Annotated in this window: 19 protein-coding genes and 1 pseudogene; 1 reads left to right on the top strand and 19 read right to left on the bottom strand. The window is 47.7% G+C overall.

Annotated elements, in window-relative coordinates:
- The 17 genes from AC5V8P_RS11615 to AC5V8P_RS11535 all read right to left on the bottom strand — a co-directional run.
- The coding region (locus AC5V8P_RS11615) for an AI-2E family transporter (protein WP_495473640.1) at window positions 1-975 on the bottom strand (975 nt) is incomplete at its 3' end.
- A gap of 258 nt (window positions 976-1,233) precedes the next feature.
- Window positions 1,234-2,016, bottom strand: coding sequence for an ABC transporter permease (locus tag AC5V8P_RS11610; protein ID WP_064795449.1), 783 nt, complete (start codon window positions 2,014-2,016; stop codon window positions 1,234-1,236).
- A complete protein-coding gene (locus tag AC5V8P_RS11605) occupies window positions 2,009-2,929 on the bottom strand; it encodes an ABC transporter ATP-binding protein (protein ID WP_064795450.1) in 921 nt (306 codons plus the stop codon). The genes AC5V8P_RS11610 and AC5V8P_RS11605 overlap by 8 nt, the downstream gene beginning before the upstream one ends.
- Window positions 2,930-3,044: 115 nt before the next feature.
- Complete coding sequence (locus AC5V8P_RS11600; protein WP_064795451.1) at window positions 3,045-3,542, bottom strand: hypothetical protein; 498 nt, start codon at window positions 3,540-3,542, stop codon at window positions 3,045-3,047.
- A 118-nt stretch (window positions 3,543-3,660) separates the two neighbouring features.
- Complete coding sequence (locus AC5V8P_RS11595; protein WP_064795452.1) at window positions 3,661-4,638, bottom strand: LCP family glycopolymer transferase; 978 nt, start codon at window positions 4,636-4,638, stop codon at window positions 3,661-3,663.
- Window positions 4,639-4,651: 13 nt separating this feature from the next.
- On the bottom strand, window positions 4,652-5,992 hold the full coding sequence (locus AC5V8P_RS11590; RefSeq protein ID WP_063207793.1) for a UDP-glucose dehydrogenase family protein: 1,341 nt from the start codon (window positions 5,990-5,992) through the stop codon (window positions 4,652-4,654).
- Window positions 5,993-6,045: 53 nt separating this feature from the next.
- Window positions 6,046-6,855 carry a WecB/TagA/CpsF family glycosyltransferase gene (locus AC5V8P_RS11585; protein WP_064795453.1) on the bottom strand — a complete coding sequence of 270 codons (810 nt, stop codon included), beginning with the start codon at window positions 6,853-6,855 and terminating at the stop codon, window positions 6,046-6,048.
- Window positions 6,833-8,074 (bottom strand): glycosyltransferase family 4 protein, encoded by a 1,242-nt coding sequence (locus AC5V8P_RS11580; RefSeq protein WP_064795454.1) that lies wholly within the window; start codon window positions 8,072-8,074, stop codon window positions 6,833-6,835. The genes AC5V8P_RS11585 and AC5V8P_RS11580 overlap by 23 nt, the downstream gene beginning before the upstream one ends.
- A complete protein-coding gene (locus AC5V8P_RS11575; RefSeq protein WP_063207778.1) occupies window positions 8,071-9,285 on the bottom strand; it encodes a glycosyltransferase family 4 protein in 1,215 nt (404 codons plus the stop codon). Before AC5V8P_RS11575 ends, AC5V8P_RS11580 begins: the two co-directional genes overlap by 4 nt.
- Before the next feature lie 225 nt (window positions 9,286-9,510).
- Window positions 9,511-9,639, bottom strand: a complete 129-nt coding sequence (locus tag AC5V8P_RS11570) for a hypothetical protein (RefSeq protein ID WP_269452418.1) — start codon at window positions 9,637-9,639, stop codon at window positions 9,511-9,513.
- A gap of 16 nt (window positions 9,640-9,655) precedes the next feature.
- Window positions 9,656-10,924, bottom strand: coding sequence for a hypothetical protein (locus tag AC5V8P_RS11565; protein WP_063207776.1), 1,269 nt, complete (start codon window positions 10,922-10,924; stop codon window positions 9,656-9,658).
- Complete coding sequence (locus AC5V8P_RS11560) at window positions 10,911-12,254, bottom strand: flippase (protein ID WP_063207774.1); 1,344 nt, start codon at window positions 12,252-12,254, stop codon at window positions 10,911-10,913. The genes AC5V8P_RS11565 and AC5V8P_RS11560 overlap by 14 nt, the downstream gene beginning before the upstream one ends.
- Before the next feature lie 123 nt (window positions 12,255-12,377).
- Complete coding sequence (gmd, locus tag AC5V8P_RS11555; protein WP_063207772.1) at window positions 12,378-13,367, bottom strand: GDP-mannose 4,6-dehydratase; 990 nt, start codon at window positions 13,365-13,367, stop codon at window positions 12,378-12,380.
- A gap of 20 nt (window positions 13,368-13,387) precedes the next feature.
- Window positions 13,388-14,326, bottom strand: coding sequence for a GDP-L-fucose synthase (gene fcl / locus AC5V8P_RS11550; RefSeq protein ID WP_064795455.1), 939 nt, complete (start codon window positions 14,324-14,326; stop codon window positions 13,388-13,390).
- A gap of 33 nt (window positions 14,327-14,359) precedes the next feature.
- The gene (locus tag AC5V8P_RS11545; RefSeq protein ID WP_064795456.1) at window positions 14,360-15,058 is read right to left on the bottom strand and encodes a sugar transferase; all 699 of its coding nucleotides are present in this window, start codon (window positions 15,056-15,058) and stop codon (window positions 14,360-14,362) included.
- 84 nt (window positions 15,059-15,142) lie between these two features.
- Window positions 15,143-15,820: a CpsD/CapB family tyrosine-protein kinase gene (locus AC5V8P_RS11540; protein WP_063207764.1), complete on the bottom strand. Its 678-nt coding sequence runs from the start codon at window positions 15,818-15,820 to the stop codon at window positions 15,143-15,145.
- Window positions 15,801-16,550 (bottom strand): YveK family protein, encoded by a 750-nt coding sequence (locus AC5V8P_RS11535; RefSeq protein ID WP_063207762.1) that lies wholly within the window; start codon window positions 16,548-16,550, stop codon window positions 15,801-15,803. The genes AC5V8P_RS11540 and AC5V8P_RS11535 overlap by 20 nt, the downstream gene beginning before the upstream one ends.
- A 327-nt stretch (window positions 16,551-16,877) precedes the next feature.
- On the opposite strand from AC5V8P_RS11535, the gene AC5V8P_RS11530 reads away from it, so the two are divergent.
- A complete protein-coding gene (locus tag AC5V8P_RS11530; protein WP_063207759.1) occupies window positions 16,878-17,249 on the top strand; it encodes a helix-turn-helix domain-containing protein in 372 nt (123 codons plus the stop codon).
- Window positions 17,250-17,297: 48 nt separating this feature from the next.
- Here AC5V8P_RS11530 and AC5V8P_RS11525 read toward each other — a convergent pair whose 3' ends face one another.
- Both AC5V8P_RS11525 and AC5V8P_RS11520 read right to left on the bottom strand, forming a co-directional pair.
- The gene (locus AC5V8P_RS11525) at window positions 17,298-17,480 is read right to left on the bottom strand and encodes a hypothetical protein (protein WP_064795457.1); all 183 of its coding nucleotides are present in this window, start codon (window positions 17,478-17,480) and stop codon (window positions 17,298-17,300) included.
- 307 nt (window positions 17,481-17,787) lie between these two features.
- Window positions 17,788-19,134 (bottom strand): annotated as a pseudogene (locus AC5V8P_RS11520) (hypothetical protein); the annotation flags it as partial.

Genomic DNA, 19,134 nt, shown 5'->3' with positions numbered 1-19,134 from the left:
GAGCAGGTCGCCACCAACCAGCAATAAAATGACGACAGTCAACGGATGAATATCCAACTGCTTGCCAAAGACAATCGGCGATAACCAATTATCCTGAATTTGCTGGGCAACGATCACCACCACCAGCGACCAGAGCGCCATCGAAGGCGATTCGAGAAATCCAATGATAACCACAGGTATAGAAGCAGCTACTGCCCCCACATAGGGAATAAAATTAAGGAAAATCGAAATAACGGCAAGCAGCAAGGCATAAGGCAAACCAATAATCAAAAATCCAAGGAACATCATCAAGCCCAGTGCGACATTGATCAGCACCCGACTGACGATAAAGCTGCTAAGCGCACTATCGATATCCTCCATCACCTCCAGCGCGTCCTTGTGATATTTTCTAGGAAAGAAATTTAGCATTTTGGGGCCAAACTTGCTCCCTTCCTTCAACATATAGTAGAGCAATATCGGGAAGGTAGCCAATACAATAAAAAAGTAGGATACGAACGATACCAGCTTTACCGAATAATCTGACAGCGCAGAAAAGGCTTCATTCAAAGTATCTGACAGTTGTGACAGCGGGTCTTCACCTGGAGGCAGCACTTGTCTCAAGGATTGATTATGCCGCCACTGGCTCAATTGATCAACCAGACTTTTAATGAGCTTCGGCGCATTCTCAAATAAATTGGTTACCTGATCACGGAGCGTAGGCCACACTCCCCATGAGAAAAGGAACAGCAGCACACCAATGACCAAATAAATCAGCAATATGGAAATCGATCGTTTGATTTTTCTCCGTTCCATAACATCTACGATCGGTCTCAATAAATAATAGAGGAAAAAAGATAGCATCAGCGGTACAATCAGCAGGCTGACCAAGGATACGAGAGGACTGAATATAAAACTTACTTTGGTGCCCAAGTAAATGATGAGCAACAGCATGACGATTCCTGAAGTCAGACGAAAAAAACGATTATTTTGCAGCATATCATGCGCCCCCCTGTTCTGTTTCTCTCTACTTCTTTAAACGCAAACCGACCCTATTGATTGATTCTTGCTGAAAATAGATTACAATATACCCACACTTGCAGAATATGTAGCAAAAATGACATAAATACTGCATGAACAGTGTTAACATATAAAAAAGGAAGTCCAACTGCCTAAGCATTGGACTTCCTTTTTGCGATCTCGGCATTTTGCCAAAATCCTCGTATGATTAAATCACTCATTCTAAGAGAAACATGTCTAGGTTGAAACATCCCGTTTTACGAAAACCACCCAGGCAACTGCGATAAAAACCACATAATAAGCGGCCAGCACGGCGAGCGAAAAGATTAGATCGGAACTTACTGTACCCGGCGGCATATCCAGATATTTTTTCAGATCCATATGCGTAAAGAGTACGTATTTGGTCCATTCAAAACGATCTGTGCTGAACAAGCCAATCGAGTTATAAATGGTTTTGGTGAACATCATAAACAAGGACAAACCAATCGCCAAGGCGCTGGATCGAAACACTGCGGATAACATAAATGCAAAAGCCATGGTTACGAATAAGGCGATATAGCTATACAAGAAGTTTAGCGTTACGTAAGAGATTGGATCACTGAACAGCGGAACAGAGCCTGCTGGTGTGTCCTTCGATAACATCAGCCAGGAGGATAGCGTAACCATCAAAACCAAAACGATCGTTCCAAGCAAACTGAACAAAATCACCGATATATACTTGGACAACAAAATTTTGCTGCGAGTCCAAGGTCGGATGAGCAGCAGCTTAATCGTCCCCCATGTAAATTCGCCAGCCACTGAATCGGCAGCTACAATAACCGTAAACGTCGTATTGAGAAAAAATGTAAACAACGTTGTCAATGCGATGCCATCCCACACACTGACCTGATCGGAAACCAGAGAAATCAGCATTGGAATCACAGCGGTGATGACCGCCAGCAGTCCGAGCATAATCCACGTGCGCACACGCAAGTAGATTTTAAGATTTTCGTTATGTACCAGCTTGAAGAAATCAGCCAATGGACCCGCCTCCCGTCACTTCCAAAAATTGATCTTCCAACGTACGGGCAACCGGGTGAATGGCATACACCTTGACTCCATTTGCAGCCAGCAGACTGTTCATCTCTGCAATCTGTTCCCGCTCCAGGTGCAGCAGTAGTTGATTGCCTTCGATGCGCCCTGCTCCAGCAAGGGTATAAGCTTGCTCGGCATCATTGACTTCAAAAGCAATTTCTGCCGTCTGCAGTTCTCCCTCTGAATTCTTCAACTGCTTGATATCGACCAACCGCCCGCTCTGAATAATAGCCACACGGTCGCACATCAGCTCCATTTCGGACAACAAATGACTTGATACAAATACGGTAATTCCTTCCGTACGGGTCAATTGACGCAAATAATCCCGCAGTTCACGAATACCCTGCGGGTCCAAGCCATTGGTCGGCTCATCCAGCACAAGCAGCTTCGGTCGATGCAAAATTGCCTGAGCTACCCCAAGTCGCTGCCGCATTCCGAGCGAATAGGTTTTGACTTTATCATGAATTCGGTTTCCGAGTCCTACCAGACGAATCGCTTCATCTATACGCTCTTGGGTCACCCCGGGAGACATACGTGCAAAATGCTGCAAATTTTGATAGCCTGTCAGAAACTTGTACATTTCCGGGTTCTCAACAATCGCACCAACATGGGAAACAGCCTTTTCAAAATCGGTAATGATGCTGTCTCCACAAATATGAATATCACCCTTGCTGATCGAAATCAGGCCAACCATCATACGAATAGTGGTCGTTTTTCCCGCACCGTTGGGTCCGAGGAAACCAAATACCTGTCCGGCCGGAACCTCCAGTGTCAGATTGTCCACGATCGCTTTTGAGGAAATGATTTTACTCACACCCTCCATACGTATGACGGGAACCTGTCCTGCCGCTTGCTGCATGCTATGAAACTCCTTCCACCCGGAGTGAAGCTGTTATTCTTTTTACTGTACATTTCCGGTTTTGGAAGTATTGTACCATATTTATCCTATCAGAAACACCTTCGGGGGCATCTTATTATGGCTGTTCCTTTTCCTTGTATATCCAAAGCACCCTCCACTCCTCATCTTCCTGCGTCACATAACAAGGCTGCACAATATCAAAAGTGCCGAAGCGAGTCTTGTAATGTTGAGTGACCGTAATACGGTAGACCTTACCTAGCTCTTCTCCATTCGGATCAGTACGAATATCGTACTCAGCCTGCGGTTCCCCCAGTTCAAACGTAAACGTATCCGTCCCCATATCCTGCATAAAAACGTGCGCACGCTGTTGTACATACGTGGACTTCTCGAATTTTTTCTTCATTTGTGAATGAAAAAGCTCCCATGAGCCGCCAAAATTCCCCGATTGCTCCATCGTGTAGAACTCATTCAGCACTTTTACGGCTTGATTCCCTTCCCCCGTAGACATCATCCCACGCAGACCCATCCACAGCAGCCATAGCAACCCACATATGCTTGCAAAATACAGCAACTTACGGACGAACGCCGAAGCTGCTCTCCTTCTAAGCAGCATACATGCCCCTCCCTCTGTCGGACTGTACCGAATACTCTACAGATGTATGTGGGACAAGAGGAGTTTAGAAGAGAACAACGGGTCTCCCCTGAGGGACACCCGCCTGCTACGATCCTGCCTAAGGCGATGGGGCAGTTGTGAGCAAGTGCTTCTCCAATATTCCATGGATGCGTTGGCGTTCCGGCTCATCTACGATGTAATAATACACGCCGTTGATTTTGCTCCCATGTCCCTTGATCTCAACGGTATCCGTCTGCTTAAGGGATGGGCCGATCCGGGTTAGAAAGGTCTTCATATCGTCAAAGCTAATGTCTGTGCGAATCTGTTCCCCTGCTGCCTCCAAGATCGGTTTTACTCGCAACAGCCCTTCTTTGCTGATGGATTGGGCCAGAATTTGCTTGAGCAGCTCTCGCTGGCGGGCGTTCCTTCCGAGATCCCCACGCGGATCATCAAATCGCATACGGGCATAGGCCAATGCTTCAGTTCCGTTCAAGTTCAAATTCCCCTGCGCAAAATGATGCCCCTCATACTGAAAATCAAGCGGATTGTAAACCTCGACTCCCCCCACAAGGTCCACCATTTTCGCAAACCCTTCCATATTCATTTGTACATAGTAATCTATCGAATGGTTCAAAAAATGCTCTACCGTACGGATCGACATATCCACGCCTCCAAAAGCAAACGCGTGATTGATTTTGTCATCACGCCCTCTACCCATCAACTCTGTTCGCGTATCGCGTGGAATGTTGAACATCAACATCGAACCCTTGGCGGGATTCACAGACAGAACGATCATCGTATCGGATCGACCTGGATCGTGCGGCCGCCGATCTACACCCAGCACCAGCACGGTGAACGGCTTGAACTGGGAGATGGCTGCCGGATTGGGTGTACTCGCTCCAGTGTCTGTACCCACGGAGCGCCCCACTCCGCCCGTTGCAAGGCTAGAGACGGCTCCGGGCTGCACGATGCTGCGCGGATGATACATCGCATTCGCCGCTGTTTTAAAGGAATGATACACATAGGTGGTATAGGCGGCCCCTCCTACCACCAATAACGCCACGGCGCCCAACGTCACCTTCAGCCATCGTTTCATACGCAGCCTCCCTTTACGGATTCACTACAGACTGATGACGATCTATATCCAGATTGTTCATCTGTGGTCTACCAACAGAATAGTATGCAAAGGAAGATTGTCTGATTTGTTCTTCCCTATACACATTGCGCCCGTCAATCATAATGGGATACTTCATCAGCTCGTTCAGTTCACCCAATCCGACCTCACCAAACTCCTCCCATTCTGTCAGAAGACACAATGCATCGCACCCTACCGCTGCTTCTCGCGCACTATCGGTCCACTGTATTTCCGGGCTGTCCAGCAATCGCCGGAAGTTAGCGGTAGCGATCGGGTCATATGCACGAATGTGCGCCCCTGCCTCCAGCAGCGACTGTATGATATCCATCGCCGGAGCGTCTCTTACGTCATCTGTATTTGGTTTAAAGGCCAGCCCCCATATGCCAATCGTAGCTCCTTCCAGCTCACCCAGTGCCTCTTTCAGCTTGCGGATCACGTTAAAACGTTGTCCCTGATTCACCTCTACTACGGATTTCAGCAGCTTAAATTCATAATCTACGTTGCCTGCAATTTGAATTAAAGCCTGTGTATCCTTGGGAAAACACGAACCCCCATAGCCAATACCAGCGGACAAAAAGGAGGAACCGATCCGTTGGTCCAGCCCCATACCGTGGGCCACGCGTGTAACGTCTGCCCCTACCTTTTCACAAATATTCGCAATCTCATTGATAAACGAAATTTTGGTCGCCAAAAAAGCGTTCGACGCATACTTGATCATCTCGGCCGAACGGATATCCGTGGTTAAGATATTCGTTGTCAGCGGCTCATGCAGAGTAGTTAGCACCGCCGCCACATGCGGATCAGAAGCTCCAATGACGATCCGATCTGGCTGTAGAGTGTCTATCACTGCCGAGCCTTCTCGTAAAAATTCAGGAACCGAAGCGATGCCAAAAGGATAGTTCGTGCGACTCGCCATCCAGTTTTGAATACGCTCGTTCGTTCCGACAGGCACCGTGCTTTTGGTGACAATGATCTTGTAGCCATTCATGGCATCTGCTACCTCGCACGCTGCTTCTTCAATATAGGACAGGTTGGCTTCTCCACTCGGCAATGAAGGCGTGCCTACCGCCAAAATAACAATATCAGCTGCTTGCACCGAGGCCGCGATATCTGTTGTAAAGCTCAGCCGCCCCTGCTCCACATTATCTTTAATTAGAGCCTTTAAGCCTGGTTCATAAATCGGTACCCCGCCTGCACGTAACTGCCGAATTTTATCTTCATTCTGGTCGATACAGACGACGGTATTTCCAAGCGCGGCAAAACAGACCCCTGACACCAGTCCAACATATCCGGCACCTACCACACATAGCTTCAAAAACAATTCCCCCTTTTACATGCTGTCTCATTGCATCGTACTTTTGCTCCGCTTTACTTCTCTATGCCTCTCCCTGTATGCCGATTATGATAGAGCGTGAGCCTTTTATTATGCCGATAGGATTTGAGAAAACGATAGATATACATTGGATTGTTATACGCATATCTCTTCCACAAACGTTTTGGCTCACAGAGCAGACGGTAAAGCCATTCCAGTCCCAGCCTTTGTACCGTTAGCGGCGGTCTGCGAACCTTGCCTGTAATATAGTCAAAGGCTGCCCCTACTCCGATCATCACGCCTCGGATACGATCTTTGTTGCGATGCATCCAGATTTCCTGCTTTGGGCAGCCCAGACTAACGAATATGATATGCGCACCTGAGGCATTGATTTCCTCAACGATCCGCTTCTCCTCAACTGGCTGAAGTTCACGAAATGGCGGTGAAAAGCTGCCCGCGATACGAATTCCAGGATAATCCTGCCCTATCCTGTCTCTTAAGCTATCCAGTGTATCCCGCGTACTGCCGTAAAAGTATACACTCACCCCCGTTTGTGGCGCACGTTCGCACAACTTCAGCATCAAACTGGGACCATCCACCCGATCCTGACGCTCAAACCCGTACAGCTTGAGCGCCCATACTAGTGGCATACCGTCTGGAGTACACAAATCAGCCTGAGTGAGCGCTTCGTGGAACTCGGGCTGATTCCCAGCCGTGACAATGGAATGGGTGTTGCAAATACATACATAGCTGTCCTTTCGTCCGACTGCCCATTGTTCCAGCGTATGTACCGTCTCCTGAAATGTCAGTGCTGCAACATCTGTGCTCGCAATCCTTCCGACTCTATACTGGGGCGGCTGCTTCATTGTCACATTCCTCCATGACCTCGCTATATATCGCCAACAGTTGCTTCACATTCACTTCTTCCGTGTAATGTGCGGCATAGTTTTCCGCCACCCTCTGCCGCATAGCTGTATAGTTCTCATAGGCAACTGCATGGCGAATCACGGTCTTTATATTTTCCAGATCGTCATGTTGAAAATGGAAACCCGTCACCCCGTCCTTCACGACTTCCTCCAGTGCGCCGATTCGGCTGCACAATACTGGCGTTCCTACGGAATAGGACTCTACAATCGTCATCGGAAAACCTTCATACCAAATGGAAGGCACCATGACATACATGGCCCGGCTCATAAAATTCAACACCGTGTCTCCATCCTGCTGGCCGAGAAACCGAATATCTTCCTGCGGATAAGCAGCAGCCAGTTCAGCCTTTTCTGGACCATCTCCAATGATGACCAGTCTCAATCCGTCCTGATTTTCCAGCTGTGACCAGGCTTGCAGCAGTTTGCGAACCCCCTTTTCAACTGAAATTCGCCCCACGAACAACAAATAACGATCTTTGGGATCATACTTGGCTTTCACCGAATGATGATGGATAAAATTCGGTTTCACTGCGATGCGGTCCAGCGGAAGGCCGCTTTCGGCAAATTTGTCCCGTGCAAACTGCGTCAGCGCAATATAGCGGCTTACCTTGTGCTGCCATGTGCCGATCAGCTCGTTGAACTTAATCATCGCCGCCACCGGAATCGTCTGCAACTGCGAGCCTCGGTAACATCCATGACGGATGGAATGCAGCAGCGAGCCGTGCAAGCATTTTTCACAAACCTCATTCCCTCGCATAAAGGTTGCCGCCGGACAAATCAGCCTGTAATTATGCAGGGTCTGGACCACCGGAATTCCCAGCCGTTCACAGGCATGATAGACCGAAGGGGATATAACTGGGAAAAAATTGTGCACATGTACCACATCCGGTTTCACCCGCAAAAGCAGCTCTTTGATCCTTCTAAATTCCGGGAAGGACCATGTCGCCTCCACCGCCAGCTTGGCCATGTTGGCCAACCCTTTGCTTTTAATGCTGTCGTTATGCACATAATAATGCTCCGTCTCTATTCCTCTGGAACGCAGCATAGCCGATTCCTGCTCGACAACCTTGTCTTCTCCCCCACTTTGCTGATAAAAGTTATGGATGACCAGTACTTTGCTTACAGGCGGGGTCATTCGTCTGCTAACCTGTTGACTCACGTGGCTGCCCCTCTTTCCTGTGTTGATTGCATAACGTGATTGGAACTCATAGGTTGAGCCCGTTGCTGGCTTACGATATCATCCGCAATCCGATCCCACGACATCCGCTCGATCGTAAGGAATGCTTGTTCGGCCAAGCTTCGTCTAAGCTCAGCATTCTCCAGCAGCGTGCCTATGCGACCTGCCCATTCCTCTTCCGAAAAACTTCTCAGCATCACTCCGCTTACCCCATCCTCAATCAAGGTAACCGAGCCACCGTTCACCGAGGAAATAATCGGAACGCGGAACAGCATACTTTCCAGCAGCACCATACCAAAAATATCGTATTGCGTCGGAAACAGCATCACATCTGCCGCTCCGTAGATCTGCCACAGATGACGTTGCTCCACTCTTGGAAAATGTATAATGCTATCCGTCAACCCCAGTTGCTGGGCATATGCCCAATAGCGATCCGTATCTACTTTCCGTCCATTCCCAACCATTAACAAAAGGCAGGCAGGATGCCTTTGGAGTACTCTTTTGAACGTATTCAGCATAAAACGTATATTTCTTCGTTCCTCCAGTACACCGACATACAGTAGCACCGGGCGATCTCCGATCCGACGCAGCTCATTCGCAACTTCACGGTTTTCCTCGCGCGCTCCACTGTTGTCGTCACTGTTGAATCCTTTCTCTACATTGCTGCGATCCAGTCCGACTCCGATCGTTATTACGTTGTTGAAGCCTTTATTCTCCAGATAGCGCTTGGCCAGATCGGATTTAACATAGGTTCGGCGTAGAGACTTTGTCACTTTAGGCAGCAGCATAACATCGTACAGTTTGCGGATCAGCGCATGCGTGTTATCCCGGTATGGTCCGTGATATAGCGCCAGCTTGTCGGGGCATTTGCGGGAAAGCAGATAGGTCATAATCTGGTTGTATTCTGTAGTAATGACCAGGTCATAAGCTTTCAGAAAAGAATCTTTGAGAACATCCCTGTAGATGCTGTTGCTTAAAAACTTGAACCCGTGCAGCCAGATAATACGCAAGGTGCATCCTTCGTGCTGGTAAATCTGTTCCAGATGGGTCTCCTTACGATCGTTGTAGTAAACAATATCGCAATCGAAGCCTTTACGGACGAGCGCTTTACCCAAGCCAACTTCCTGCAAATTGTATGAGGCTCCATTCACCTTGCTGGCAAAGTTGCGAAGATACAATATTTTTGGAATCATCATCAGTACTCCTGCCATTTCATATTGGGTGAATTATGGGAGGCGGAGGGTTCAGAGGCCGCTGCGCACTCCATTTGATCTTCCGATCGCTGTTGCAGTGGGATTCCAGGGTATATAAAACATTACGAGGTAGCAATCCCACTGCAAAGGCAGACGCTAGCGCTTCTTCAGATTATAAATGGACCGCTCCGCTGCTGATCGCCGTTTCCATAAAGTCACCCCATCTTAAAAAAGGGAATGCTGGGCATAAAGTGCCGTGGGATTCTGCCCTCTATAGGGCTTATTCAAACCAAACAATCCCACGTCAACAGCGATCGGAAGATCAAACCCGTCCCGCAGCGGACTGCCATCCACATTAACCGCTCCAAGATCAAACCCTGCCCGAAGCGGCCTCTCCCCTCCAACTTGAATGGTCCCCCTGCCGCTGTCTTTCCTCCATCATCTGCATATTAAAATGGTCTGCCCCTTTAAGCTGAGCGGCTGCCATACCCGCTACCAAAGTCACGCTCGATTCCATCGGCACAAAGCGATATTTGTAGGCTGTAAGCCGATGATCCGTTTCGTGAAATAAAATGTCCTGGGCATAATTGCCCCATCGGTCCTTAGGCATCAAATCAATCGTCATACCTGCATGTGCAGAAGGCAGCAGCATATTGGAGCCATGAATGCCGATGACTAATCGGCTGGCTGCGTATATTTCGCATACCCGCAGCTCACTTTCACGGTCGAAGCGTGATACACGCTCGTCAGAAATCCATGCCGGGAAGCTCCCTGTACGCCCAAGTCCCGCAACTGTAAAACGATGATCAGGGAAGCTTTCTCTCAGCCTGCGGAACAGCCTGATGATTTTGCTCCGTTGATGATAAATTAGTGGTTTCAATCCACGTTTGAGCTGTGGAAACTTTTGCACCGCTCTGGCCATATGATGACTGCCGCTCCACAAGCGGTCTTCCCTCCATACAAAGGTAATGCGTGGATTCGGTTCACGTTCCTCGTCATAACGCGCAACACCCGTAAATTGCTCAATTTCAAACTGGTTGGGATGCGAATATGCCGGACTGACGTACACCTCTTCAAATCGCATCAATTCCTCAATCATCCGATGATGCAGCATAGGATAAAAGTTTCGTGCCTTGCTGAACGGTACATCAACCGTCCAAATCTCAGATACATATGCTGGCACCATCCACTCCAGCGACTTTTGCACAATAACGATGATCCCTAATTCCGGCGATTGCTCATATTCGCGCTGAACATTCAGCAGCTTGAGCAATGCATGGCCATACAAATAATCTATAGTGTTGACAACGATTACACGCGAAGAAGCTTTCTTTTTATGCACGGTCATACCGACTGCTAAATCATAGGAAGGATTCATCAACGATTGCCGCAAAGGCTCTCCGAGCCATTTTCTTGACTTCGCATCACCGGTCAGGGTATAGTCAGGCATTTCTACACGATAAGGTGAATACGTCGCATGACCCACCCTCATGTCCTCAAGGTATTCACGTCCGCAACCCTCACATTTAGTACTGACACATACGTGGATTCCCTGCCACAGCACCTCTCCACCATGTAACGTACCTCCACAATGCGGGCACTGTTCCTCATGCCGAACAAACGGTTTAATCGGTATCATGATTGTTCTCTCCAACTTTCGGTACTGTAATATGAACATGCCAGAAGGTCAGAATGGACTTCATCATCCAACCCAAATTGGCTTTGACTTCCTTAAACAACAAATCCATTAGAAATACAGATATCGTAAAGGACAAAATCGTCGCCACTAAGGACCCTCGAACCCCAAGCCATGGGATCAGCGCGTAATTGAAGGCGATATTCGTAACCGCACCAATTACCGAGGTCAGCAGCGTGTATTTGAACAAATTTTCGTTGGTGATAAACAAGCTTTTGGCGACACTAAAGTTGGTGAAAAATAGACGAATCGCAAACAGTGACAACAGCGAACCTGCTTCAGTGAACTCTCTCCCATACAGCCCAACTACTACCCATTGGGATAGAAAAAATAAGGGAACTGAAGTCACAAGAAAGCATATAAACATCAGCCGATACACGTTAGACAACGTCCGTCTATATTCATCGCTTCCTGTTTGCTTGGAACGCGTTACCACTGGAGCATAGGCTGTTGTTAGAACGACCGGGATAAAGCCCAGCACCTCGATGAGTCGGAGTGCAACGGAGTATTGCCCGACCGCTTCGTTTCCCAACATTTCACCGATAATGACCTGATCGATCCGTGCCTGCACATACACAGCGGAGGAGGACAAAATAAGCGGCCAGCTGTGATCCATGATTCGTCGAGCAGTCGTGAAGCGGAACGTCCACTTGTTCACACGCCGTCCTTCCTTATGGAAGAAATACAGCAGCAGCAAGCTCCCCAGCAGAAACTCTCCATGAGCACACAACGCCACTGTCCAGATTGGAGTACCGGACAACAGTAAAACGATTTTTGCGGTGGAACCGAGGACAAAGGCGGTATTCTTGGCAACAACCGTATATTTGGACAACATCTGCGCACGGAACCAGTAGTCGATAATATCAAACAACTGAAATACCGAGGCTGTAGCCAGAATCAGATTGATTAACCGTACTGAACTGTCTTCCGGTCTGAGCAGTGAAATAAAGGAATAGGACAGTACAATGGCTACCAAAGTACCTAACAACTTCAGCAGAACCGCCGTCCCCAATAGCTCGTGCTCATCCTTGGGATCTTTGACAAGATCGCGTACTAATATTGAATCAAAGCCAAGGGTCGTGAAAATTAGAAACATTCCGAAAAAGGATTCCGCATAATTCCATTTTCCCAGTTCCTCTGGTCCCAACACCCTCGCCATGATAATGCTGACTGCCAGCCCGAACACCATGCGGATCATTTTGTCACCGAACAGCCAGGACGTATTCACCAATAGGCTTCTGCGCGGTTTGACACGTTTCTTGACTAATGTCATAGGTTCTACTCCATCTTGAAAAATGACCTCAAACACAGCTTTATAACCTGTTGATCTGTTAATAAAGCTGAAATCGTGTACAACGAAGAGACCCCCCAGCCAGCGGGTGGCCTCTTTCACCTCTTACACGACGACGGAAGCTTCGACTGCAGCCTGCCTTTTTACACGTTCCAAGTCTGCATCCACCATCATACGAACAAGCTGCTCGAAGCCGACTTCCAATCGCCAGCCTAGCTTTTCTTTCGCCTTGGCACAATCGCCAAGCAATAGATCTACCTCTGCCGGTCGAACAAATTGCGGGTCAATAACAACGTAATCCTCATAATTTAAACCTACATGGGAAAAAGCAATTTGCAGCAGTTCCCGCACAGAATGCATTTCTCCCGTTGAAATGACATAATCATCTGGTCGGTCCTGCTGAAGCATCAGCCACATCGCCTTGACATAATCCCCTGCAAATCCCCAGTCTCGCAGTGAATCCAAATTGCCCATACGCAGCTCCTGCTGCAATCCCAGCTTGATACGAGCTACTGCATCTGACACTTTGCGTGTTACAAACTCCAGCCCTCGGCGGGGCGATTCGTGGTTGAACAAAATACCGGAGCAAGCAAACATATCAAAGCTTTCGCGGTAATTGACTGTAATCCAATGGCCGTACACTTTGGCGACACCATAAGGACTGCGTGGGTAAAACGGGGTTGTTTCTGTCTGCGGTGTCTCCAGTACTTTACCGAACATCTCGCTGCTTGACGCCTGATAAAATCGTGCTTCCGGTTTGGCAATCCGAACCGCCTCCAGCATATTGGTGACAGATAACGCTGTAATTTGCCCTGTAGCCAAGGGCTGCGGCCATGAAGCCGCTACAAAGGATTGAGCGGCCAAGTTGTAGACCTCATCTGGGTCGGACTGACGGACGGCTTCGATCAGCGAAGCCAGATCAGTCATATCACCGGAAAGCCAGTGAATTTCATTTTGAATATGCGATACATTTTCAAAGTTCGGTGTGCTGGTTCGTCTGCGCATCCCATACACCTCATAATCCTTGGACAGCAGAAACTCAGCCAGATAAGACCCGTCTTGCCCGGTAATCCCTGTGATCAGCGCTTTTTTCATCCCAATTCCCCCACCGTTAATTATTGTTCAACCAGATCCAGACCTTGAAACGTCTGGTACACGGACCTTAATCCTTCTTCTAGTGAAATACGCGCCGACCAGCCCAGCCCGGAAAGCCGGGATACATCCACCAACTTGCGCGGCGTTCCGTCAGGAACGGATGTATTAAAGGTAATTTCGCCCTCATAGCCAACTACATTCTTGACTCGTTCAGCCAGCTCACGAATCGAAATATCCTCACCCACACCAATATTGACAATCTCATTTCCCTCATAGCTATTCATCAGGAAAAGACAGGCATCAGCCAAATCATCTGAATGAAGAAATTCCCGGCGAGGCGTACCGGAGCCCCATACTTCTACCGTCGGAGAGTGATTCAGCTTAGCCTCATGCAACTTGCGAATCAGCGCAGGCAGTACATGAGAGGTTTGAAGATCAAAATTGTCGCCCGGTCCATATAGATTCGTTGGCATCACGGAAATATAACGGGTTCCGTACTGACGGTTGTAGGACTGACACATTTTAATTCCGGCAATTTTAGCAATCGCATAGGCCTCGTTGGTAGGCTCTAGCTCACCCGTAAGCAGATATTCCTCGCGCAATGGCTGCGGAGCAAATTTGGGATAAATACAGGTCGAGCCGAGGAATAACAGCTTGCTTACATTCGCCCGGTATGCCGCGTCAATCACATTGGTTTGTATAAGCAGATTGTCACGGATAAAATCAGCCGGATATTCGTTATTTGCCAAGATTCCGCCCACCTTGGCCGCTGCTAGAAATACATAATCCACGGGCTCTGTTTCAAAAAAATGATCTACGGCCTCTTTATCACGCAGATCCAGCTCACGGCTTGTGCGAGTAATAATATGACGATATCCCGCCTTCTGAAGCGCGCGGACAATCGCGGAACCTACCAGCCCATTGTGCCCTGCCACATAGATGTTGGAATGAAGCTCCATCCTTTTCTCCTACCCCTCTTTGTTAAATTGACTTTAATATGCATCTTTGGAGCCCAACAGCACACGAAATGTTTTCAGCATGATGATCATATCCGTGCGGAAACTGCGTCTAGATATGTACTCCAAATCCAGTTCAACCATCTGGTCAAAGCTTAGATGATTGCGACCGCTGATCTGCCATAGTCCAGTGCAGCCCGGTGTAACTGTCAGACGTAGCTTATCCCTCATGGTGTAATCATGGACTTCTCTTGGCAGAGGGGGTCTGGGTCCTACAAGGCTCATATGTCCACGCAGTACATTGAGGAGTTGCGGTAGTTCGTCGATACTCGTTCTGCGAAGAAAGCGGCCGACACGGGTAATGCGGGGATCGTCCCGCATTTTGAACATTGCACCCTCAATTTCATTTTCCACCAGCAGTGCAGACAATCTGGCTTCGGCATCAGACACCATGGAACGAAATTTGATCATACGAAACGGCCGCTCATGTTTGCCAATACGTATTTGATAAAATAATGCACTCCCCTTGGGGTCCTCCAGCTTAATCAACAAAATGACGAGCAGAAATACCGGGCACAGTACAATAATTCCAATAAAAGACAATATAATATCCATACTTCGCTTTACGAACGGATATATGCTCCATCCTTGTCGTCGTTCAAGCCCATGAGCGACCGAATATACATCCACTGACGCGCCCAACGCTTCGGCCTCGTTCGAGCGGGAAGAAGACACGTCTCATCACCTCGCTCCTTATTGATAAATATTATTTATACATTGTTAAAAGAATTTTATATATTCTTATTTCCTTCGATTTATTCATGTCAGATTGCGTTCCTCCATACCACGATCGGTGCGGCGCTTCACGTTATTGAGCACTACACCCAAAATGCGCGCCTTTACTCTTTCCAAATTTGCCTTCGCTTTCTTAACAACATCCTTTTTGACCTTCCCTGCCTGCACTACCAAAATGACACCATCACACATGGCGCTTACAATGAGACCATCCGGAAAAGACAGCAGTGGGGGCGTATCCATCAAAATCACGTCATAATGTTCTTTTAGGTCAGCTAGTAGAGCCTTCATTCTACGGGAACTAAGCATCTCGGACGGGTTGGGTGGATTCGGCCCAGCTGTGATTGCATGCAGATGATCAATCCCGGTTTCCTGAACCACCTCCTGCCATGTCTGTTGATTGGCAAGTACCCGTGTCAGTCCCGTATGATTGCGCAAACCAAACATATGATGCAAAGAGGATCGACGCAGATCCATATCCATAACCAGCACTTTTTTCCCCTCTTGCGCATAGGTTACAGCCAAATTGCTAATCGTGACTGTTCTGCCTTCACCCGCCTGAGCAGAAGCCACCATCATCACTTCAATTGGCTCGTCTACAGAAGAAAACTGGATGTTAGTGCGAAGCATGCGGTACTCCTCCGAAACGGAAGACTGAGCATGTAAGGATGTAACGAGCTGATTATTGATTAATCGCGGCATATTGTCCCTCACCCACCTGTTTAGGAGTTGTAGTAGAGCTGTCAGAGCGTCTATCCTCTTTTTTCATTTTTGAAATCAGGGATAAGGTAGGCAGGCCGAGCTCTTTTTCAACATCTTCCTCATTCTTAAATGTATCATCCAATACCTCCAGCAAAAACGCCAAGCCTATTCCCAGCAATAAAGAAATGGCAAATGCAATAATAACCTGTATGGCGGGATTATTGTTCACAGGAACTGCTGGATCATTCAAACTGGCTTCGCTTAGGATGGTGACATTGTCCATTTTCATGATAGAGGGGATTTGCCGTTTGAATACTTTGGCTACCGCATTGACGGTTTTCACAGCCTTTGTATACGACAAGTCGCGGACTGTAACATCCATGACCTGTGAATCACCTGCGGTGTTCACTCTCAATTTTTGCGCCAAAGCTGACGGAGTAACCTTAAGATCGGGGAAGCTGGCGACCACCTGATCCATAATCGCCGAGGAGATCATAATTTGCTTATAGGAGTTCGTTAAGGCTATGTTGGTTTGCACTACACTGTAATCGACAACACCTGCACGATCCGGCCGTGGCGTCTGGTTAATAATGAGCTTTGCAGTAGCTTCATAAACCTGCGGGGTAAAATATACATTTTTCATGCCTACTACAGTACACACCAGCAGTACAATACTGCCAATCAACCACATTCTTTTGCGGATCAAACGGATGTACTCTTTCAACTGCACAAGACCAGTCCTCCCTGCTTGACTTGTTTTCGATGGAATAACGCTTGTACTGATCCTCTGCATGACGGGAAAAGAACGATGCATGACCCTCTAATCTATAGTAAAATGTTGTATAATAGCGCATAGAAGGTCTAGCCAGCGAATACGCACGAAATGCTCAATCATCGGTGGCCTCTTAGGGTATATAAATGAAGATATAAGTGAAAACTATGAGATAAAGATACATTATGTAACGTACATAATCAATTTATGATACAAATTGTATCTTGTCAAGCGTAAAATTGCTCTTTTTACCTTTCTTAACCTTGCCTTCAGGAGGAAAAATAGATGAATTATGGAACCCGCATCGCTGAATTACGAGAACATAAGGGATTAAAACAAGAGGAATTAGCGCAATCCCTCGGAATTACGCGGGCGGCTCTTTCTCACTATGAAAAAAATAGACGCAAACCAGACTTTGAGACCCTGACCAAGCTCGCTGATATTTTCGGGGTAACCATCGATTATTTGGTGGGACGTACGAGCCAGCCGACAGCCATATTAGATTCAGATGTGAGGGAATTTGTGGATCAGCTTGAACTGTCCGACGAGGATATCCTGCAACGTTTTAACCTGACGATTGACGGACGCACCTTGACTGAGGAAGAAGCCAAGCGCTTTATCGCGTTTGTTCGAATGGAACGAATGATGGAAAAATGAAAGCGCTGCTGCTCGATGTTTGGATCAAGTAGGACCAGCAACTGAAATTTACATGCGCTTGTCCTTCCGGCACTTGATGTCATCTACATCGTCATTCAGCCATTCCGGTGTCGTGATCCCACATTGGAGCAAAATGTTCCGGATGTCCAAGTGGATAGCCGCTTTGCCTGCTTTCCGTGCGTTGTTTCGAATAAGAGGGCTATTCTCCCCTAATTCTGTTTCCTTATTCATTCAGCATTAACCTCACTTTATTATTCTTGGTCACCGGAAAGAATTCCTTACAAACCATGTATGTATAGTGATGAACAAAACTATTATATATGAATACATAGCTGCAATGTTGTCGTCTTATGACGAGAATATAAAAGGATTTTCTTATTTTTTTCTCCATTATACGTAAAGTATTGGCAATTCAGAACGATTTGCAAATAAAAAGAACCTGCCAGGTCCTATTTTCTCCTGATAGGTTCTTTTTTGCTTTCTATTGAATTGATGTCAGGTATTCATTAGGTAAGGTCCTATATGCATTCTGGTGTGATTAAGCAACCTCGGCTGCCTGAGAAACCTGAGTCCCCCCGGTCGCTCGGACTTTGTAGAAGTAATGACTACCGTCTTTTACTGTGCGGTCCGTATACGTGCTTCCTGCTACTTGCGATGCAATTACCTGGTAGGCACCGTCTGTCTGGTCGGCACGCAGCACATCATAGGAAGTTACGCCTTCTGCTTGAAGCCAATTAATCTTCACCGCTCCATCTTGAATAGAGGCGGCTTTGACCTCTGTTGGAGCAGAGGCTGCGGCCTGATCTGTGCTTTTTAATTCCAAAATATATTGTACCGATTCGCCAGGCCCCAGCTTTTCTTCAAAATCAAGGGCAGGTGATGCCTTGAGCCCTGATATGGAACGCTGCGCCTGACTGTAGGTAGAACCCGCTCCAAAACGTTCCCCCGTGTACAAGCCGGCTTTTGGCATCGTCACCCGTGCACGTACGGTCTGCGTGGTGGATTCGAAATTGACTAGATTCACCAGCAATTTGTTCGAGGTAGCGCCGCTGCCTGCCAGCGGTTTAAGCTTGGATGTATCGACCGCGCGAACATAAACCATCTTATCCTTGGTTTCCTCTGGATTCAGTATGGTATAAGTCAGCGGTTTGCCATGCGTGGCATAAGCTAGACTTAAGCGTCTCATGATCTTAACGCGGGTGTCCTGCCCTTGCCCAAACGGATAGATTTCCGTGTTAGCCGGATTGTGGCTTTGCAGATCAAAGCCTGTTTTAAACAGCGTGTAATCCTTATAAAAAGCTGCATGCTGGATGAACATATCAGCAAACCCGATTTGCGAGCGCATAATCCGATCAAATGCGGCTGCTTGTGGCTGACTGGCCCCGTAATCAGGGTTATCTCGATGCGTATCGTTAGTGCCGAACTCCGTATTTAGCATTTTCTTCGCTAGTCCGTCGCTTGAGCCACCAAAGGTTTTCAAATTTTGAACGAAGCTGCCCCCGCCCTCTTCATTATACGATTCACCATAGGCGTGTCCGTTGGTCAGGTCGGTGACTTCTTCCAGCTGTTTACGCTGCGCAGGGTCCCGTTCCCATCCATCCGGATCACCACATTTTTGTGTCCCTCCGGTTTGATTTTTACACGCCTTGGTAGAGTATGTCGGCCAGTAGGCCCAACCCGGCGCTACGGTTTTGAGATGCGGTGCCAATTGTTTGCCTTCCGTATTCAACCACTTAGCCACAGCCAGATCTACTGCCTTGGAACGGTTAAACAAACCAGGTTCATTATCTACTTCATAATACTGAAGGTATGAGCCGTATTTTTTTACATAATCACGCAACTTTTGCTTGGCCGTCTCTGGCAGAGTCCCGTCTTTTTGCAGCTT

It is taken from the genome of Paenibacillus sp. N119s (assembly GCF_059447605.1).
Note: the sequence above shows the minus strand (reverse complement) of the source record. Positions and strands in the feature narration are given on the sequence as shown.

Bases quoted from the DNA above. Each gene is read 5' to 3' on its own strand.
- AC5V8P_RS11565 (WP_063207776.1), bottom strand. From the start codon at position 10,924: ATGATACCGATTAAACCGTTTGTTCGGCATGAGGAACAGTGCCCGCAT.
- AC5V8P_RS11605 (WP_064795450.1), bottom strand. From the start codon at position 2,929: ATGCAGCAAGCGGCAGGACAGGTTCCCGTCATACGTATGGAGGGTGTG.
- AC5V8P_RS11560 (WP_063207774.1), bottom strand. From the start codon at position 12,254: ATGACATTAGTCAAGAAACGTGTCAAACCGCGCAGAAGCCTATTGGTG.
- AC5V8P_RS11540 (WP_063207764.1), bottom strand. From the start codon at position 15,820: ATGCCGCGATTAATCAATAATCAGCTCGTTACATCCTTACATGCTCAG.
- AC5V8P_RS11585 (WP_064795453.1), bottom strand. From the start codon at position 6,855: ATGAAGCAGCCGCCCCAGTATAGAGTCGGAAGGATTGCGAGCACAGAT.
- AC5V8P_RS11600 (WP_064795451.1), bottom strand. From the start codon at position 3,542: ATGCTGCTTAGAAGGAGAGCAGCTTCGGCGTTCGTCCGTAAGTTGCTG.
- AC5V8P_RS11530 (WP_063207759.1), top strand. From the start codon at position 16,878: ATGAATTATGGAACCCGCATCGCTGAATTACGAGAACATAAGGGATTA.
- AC5V8P_RS11595 (WP_064795452.1), bottom strand. From the start codon at position 4,638: ATGAAACGATGGCTGAAGGTGACGTTGGGCGCCGTGGCGTTATTGGTG.
- AC5V8P_RS11525 (WP_064795457.1), bottom strand. From the start codon at position 17,480: ATGAATAAGGAAACAGAATTAGGGGAGAATAGCCCTCTTATTCGAAAC.
- fcl (WP_064795455.1), bottom strand. From the start codon at position 14,326: ATGGAGCTTCATTCCAACATCTATGTGGCAGGGCACAATGGGCTGGTA.
- AC5V8P_RS11575 (WP_063207778.1), bottom strand. From the start codon at position 9,285: ATGATTCCAAAAATATTGTATCTTCGCAACTTTGCCAGCAAGGTGAAT.
- gmd (WP_063207772.1), bottom strand. From the start codon at position 13,367: ATGAAAAAAGCGCTGATCACAGGGATTACCGGGCAAGACGGGTCTTAT.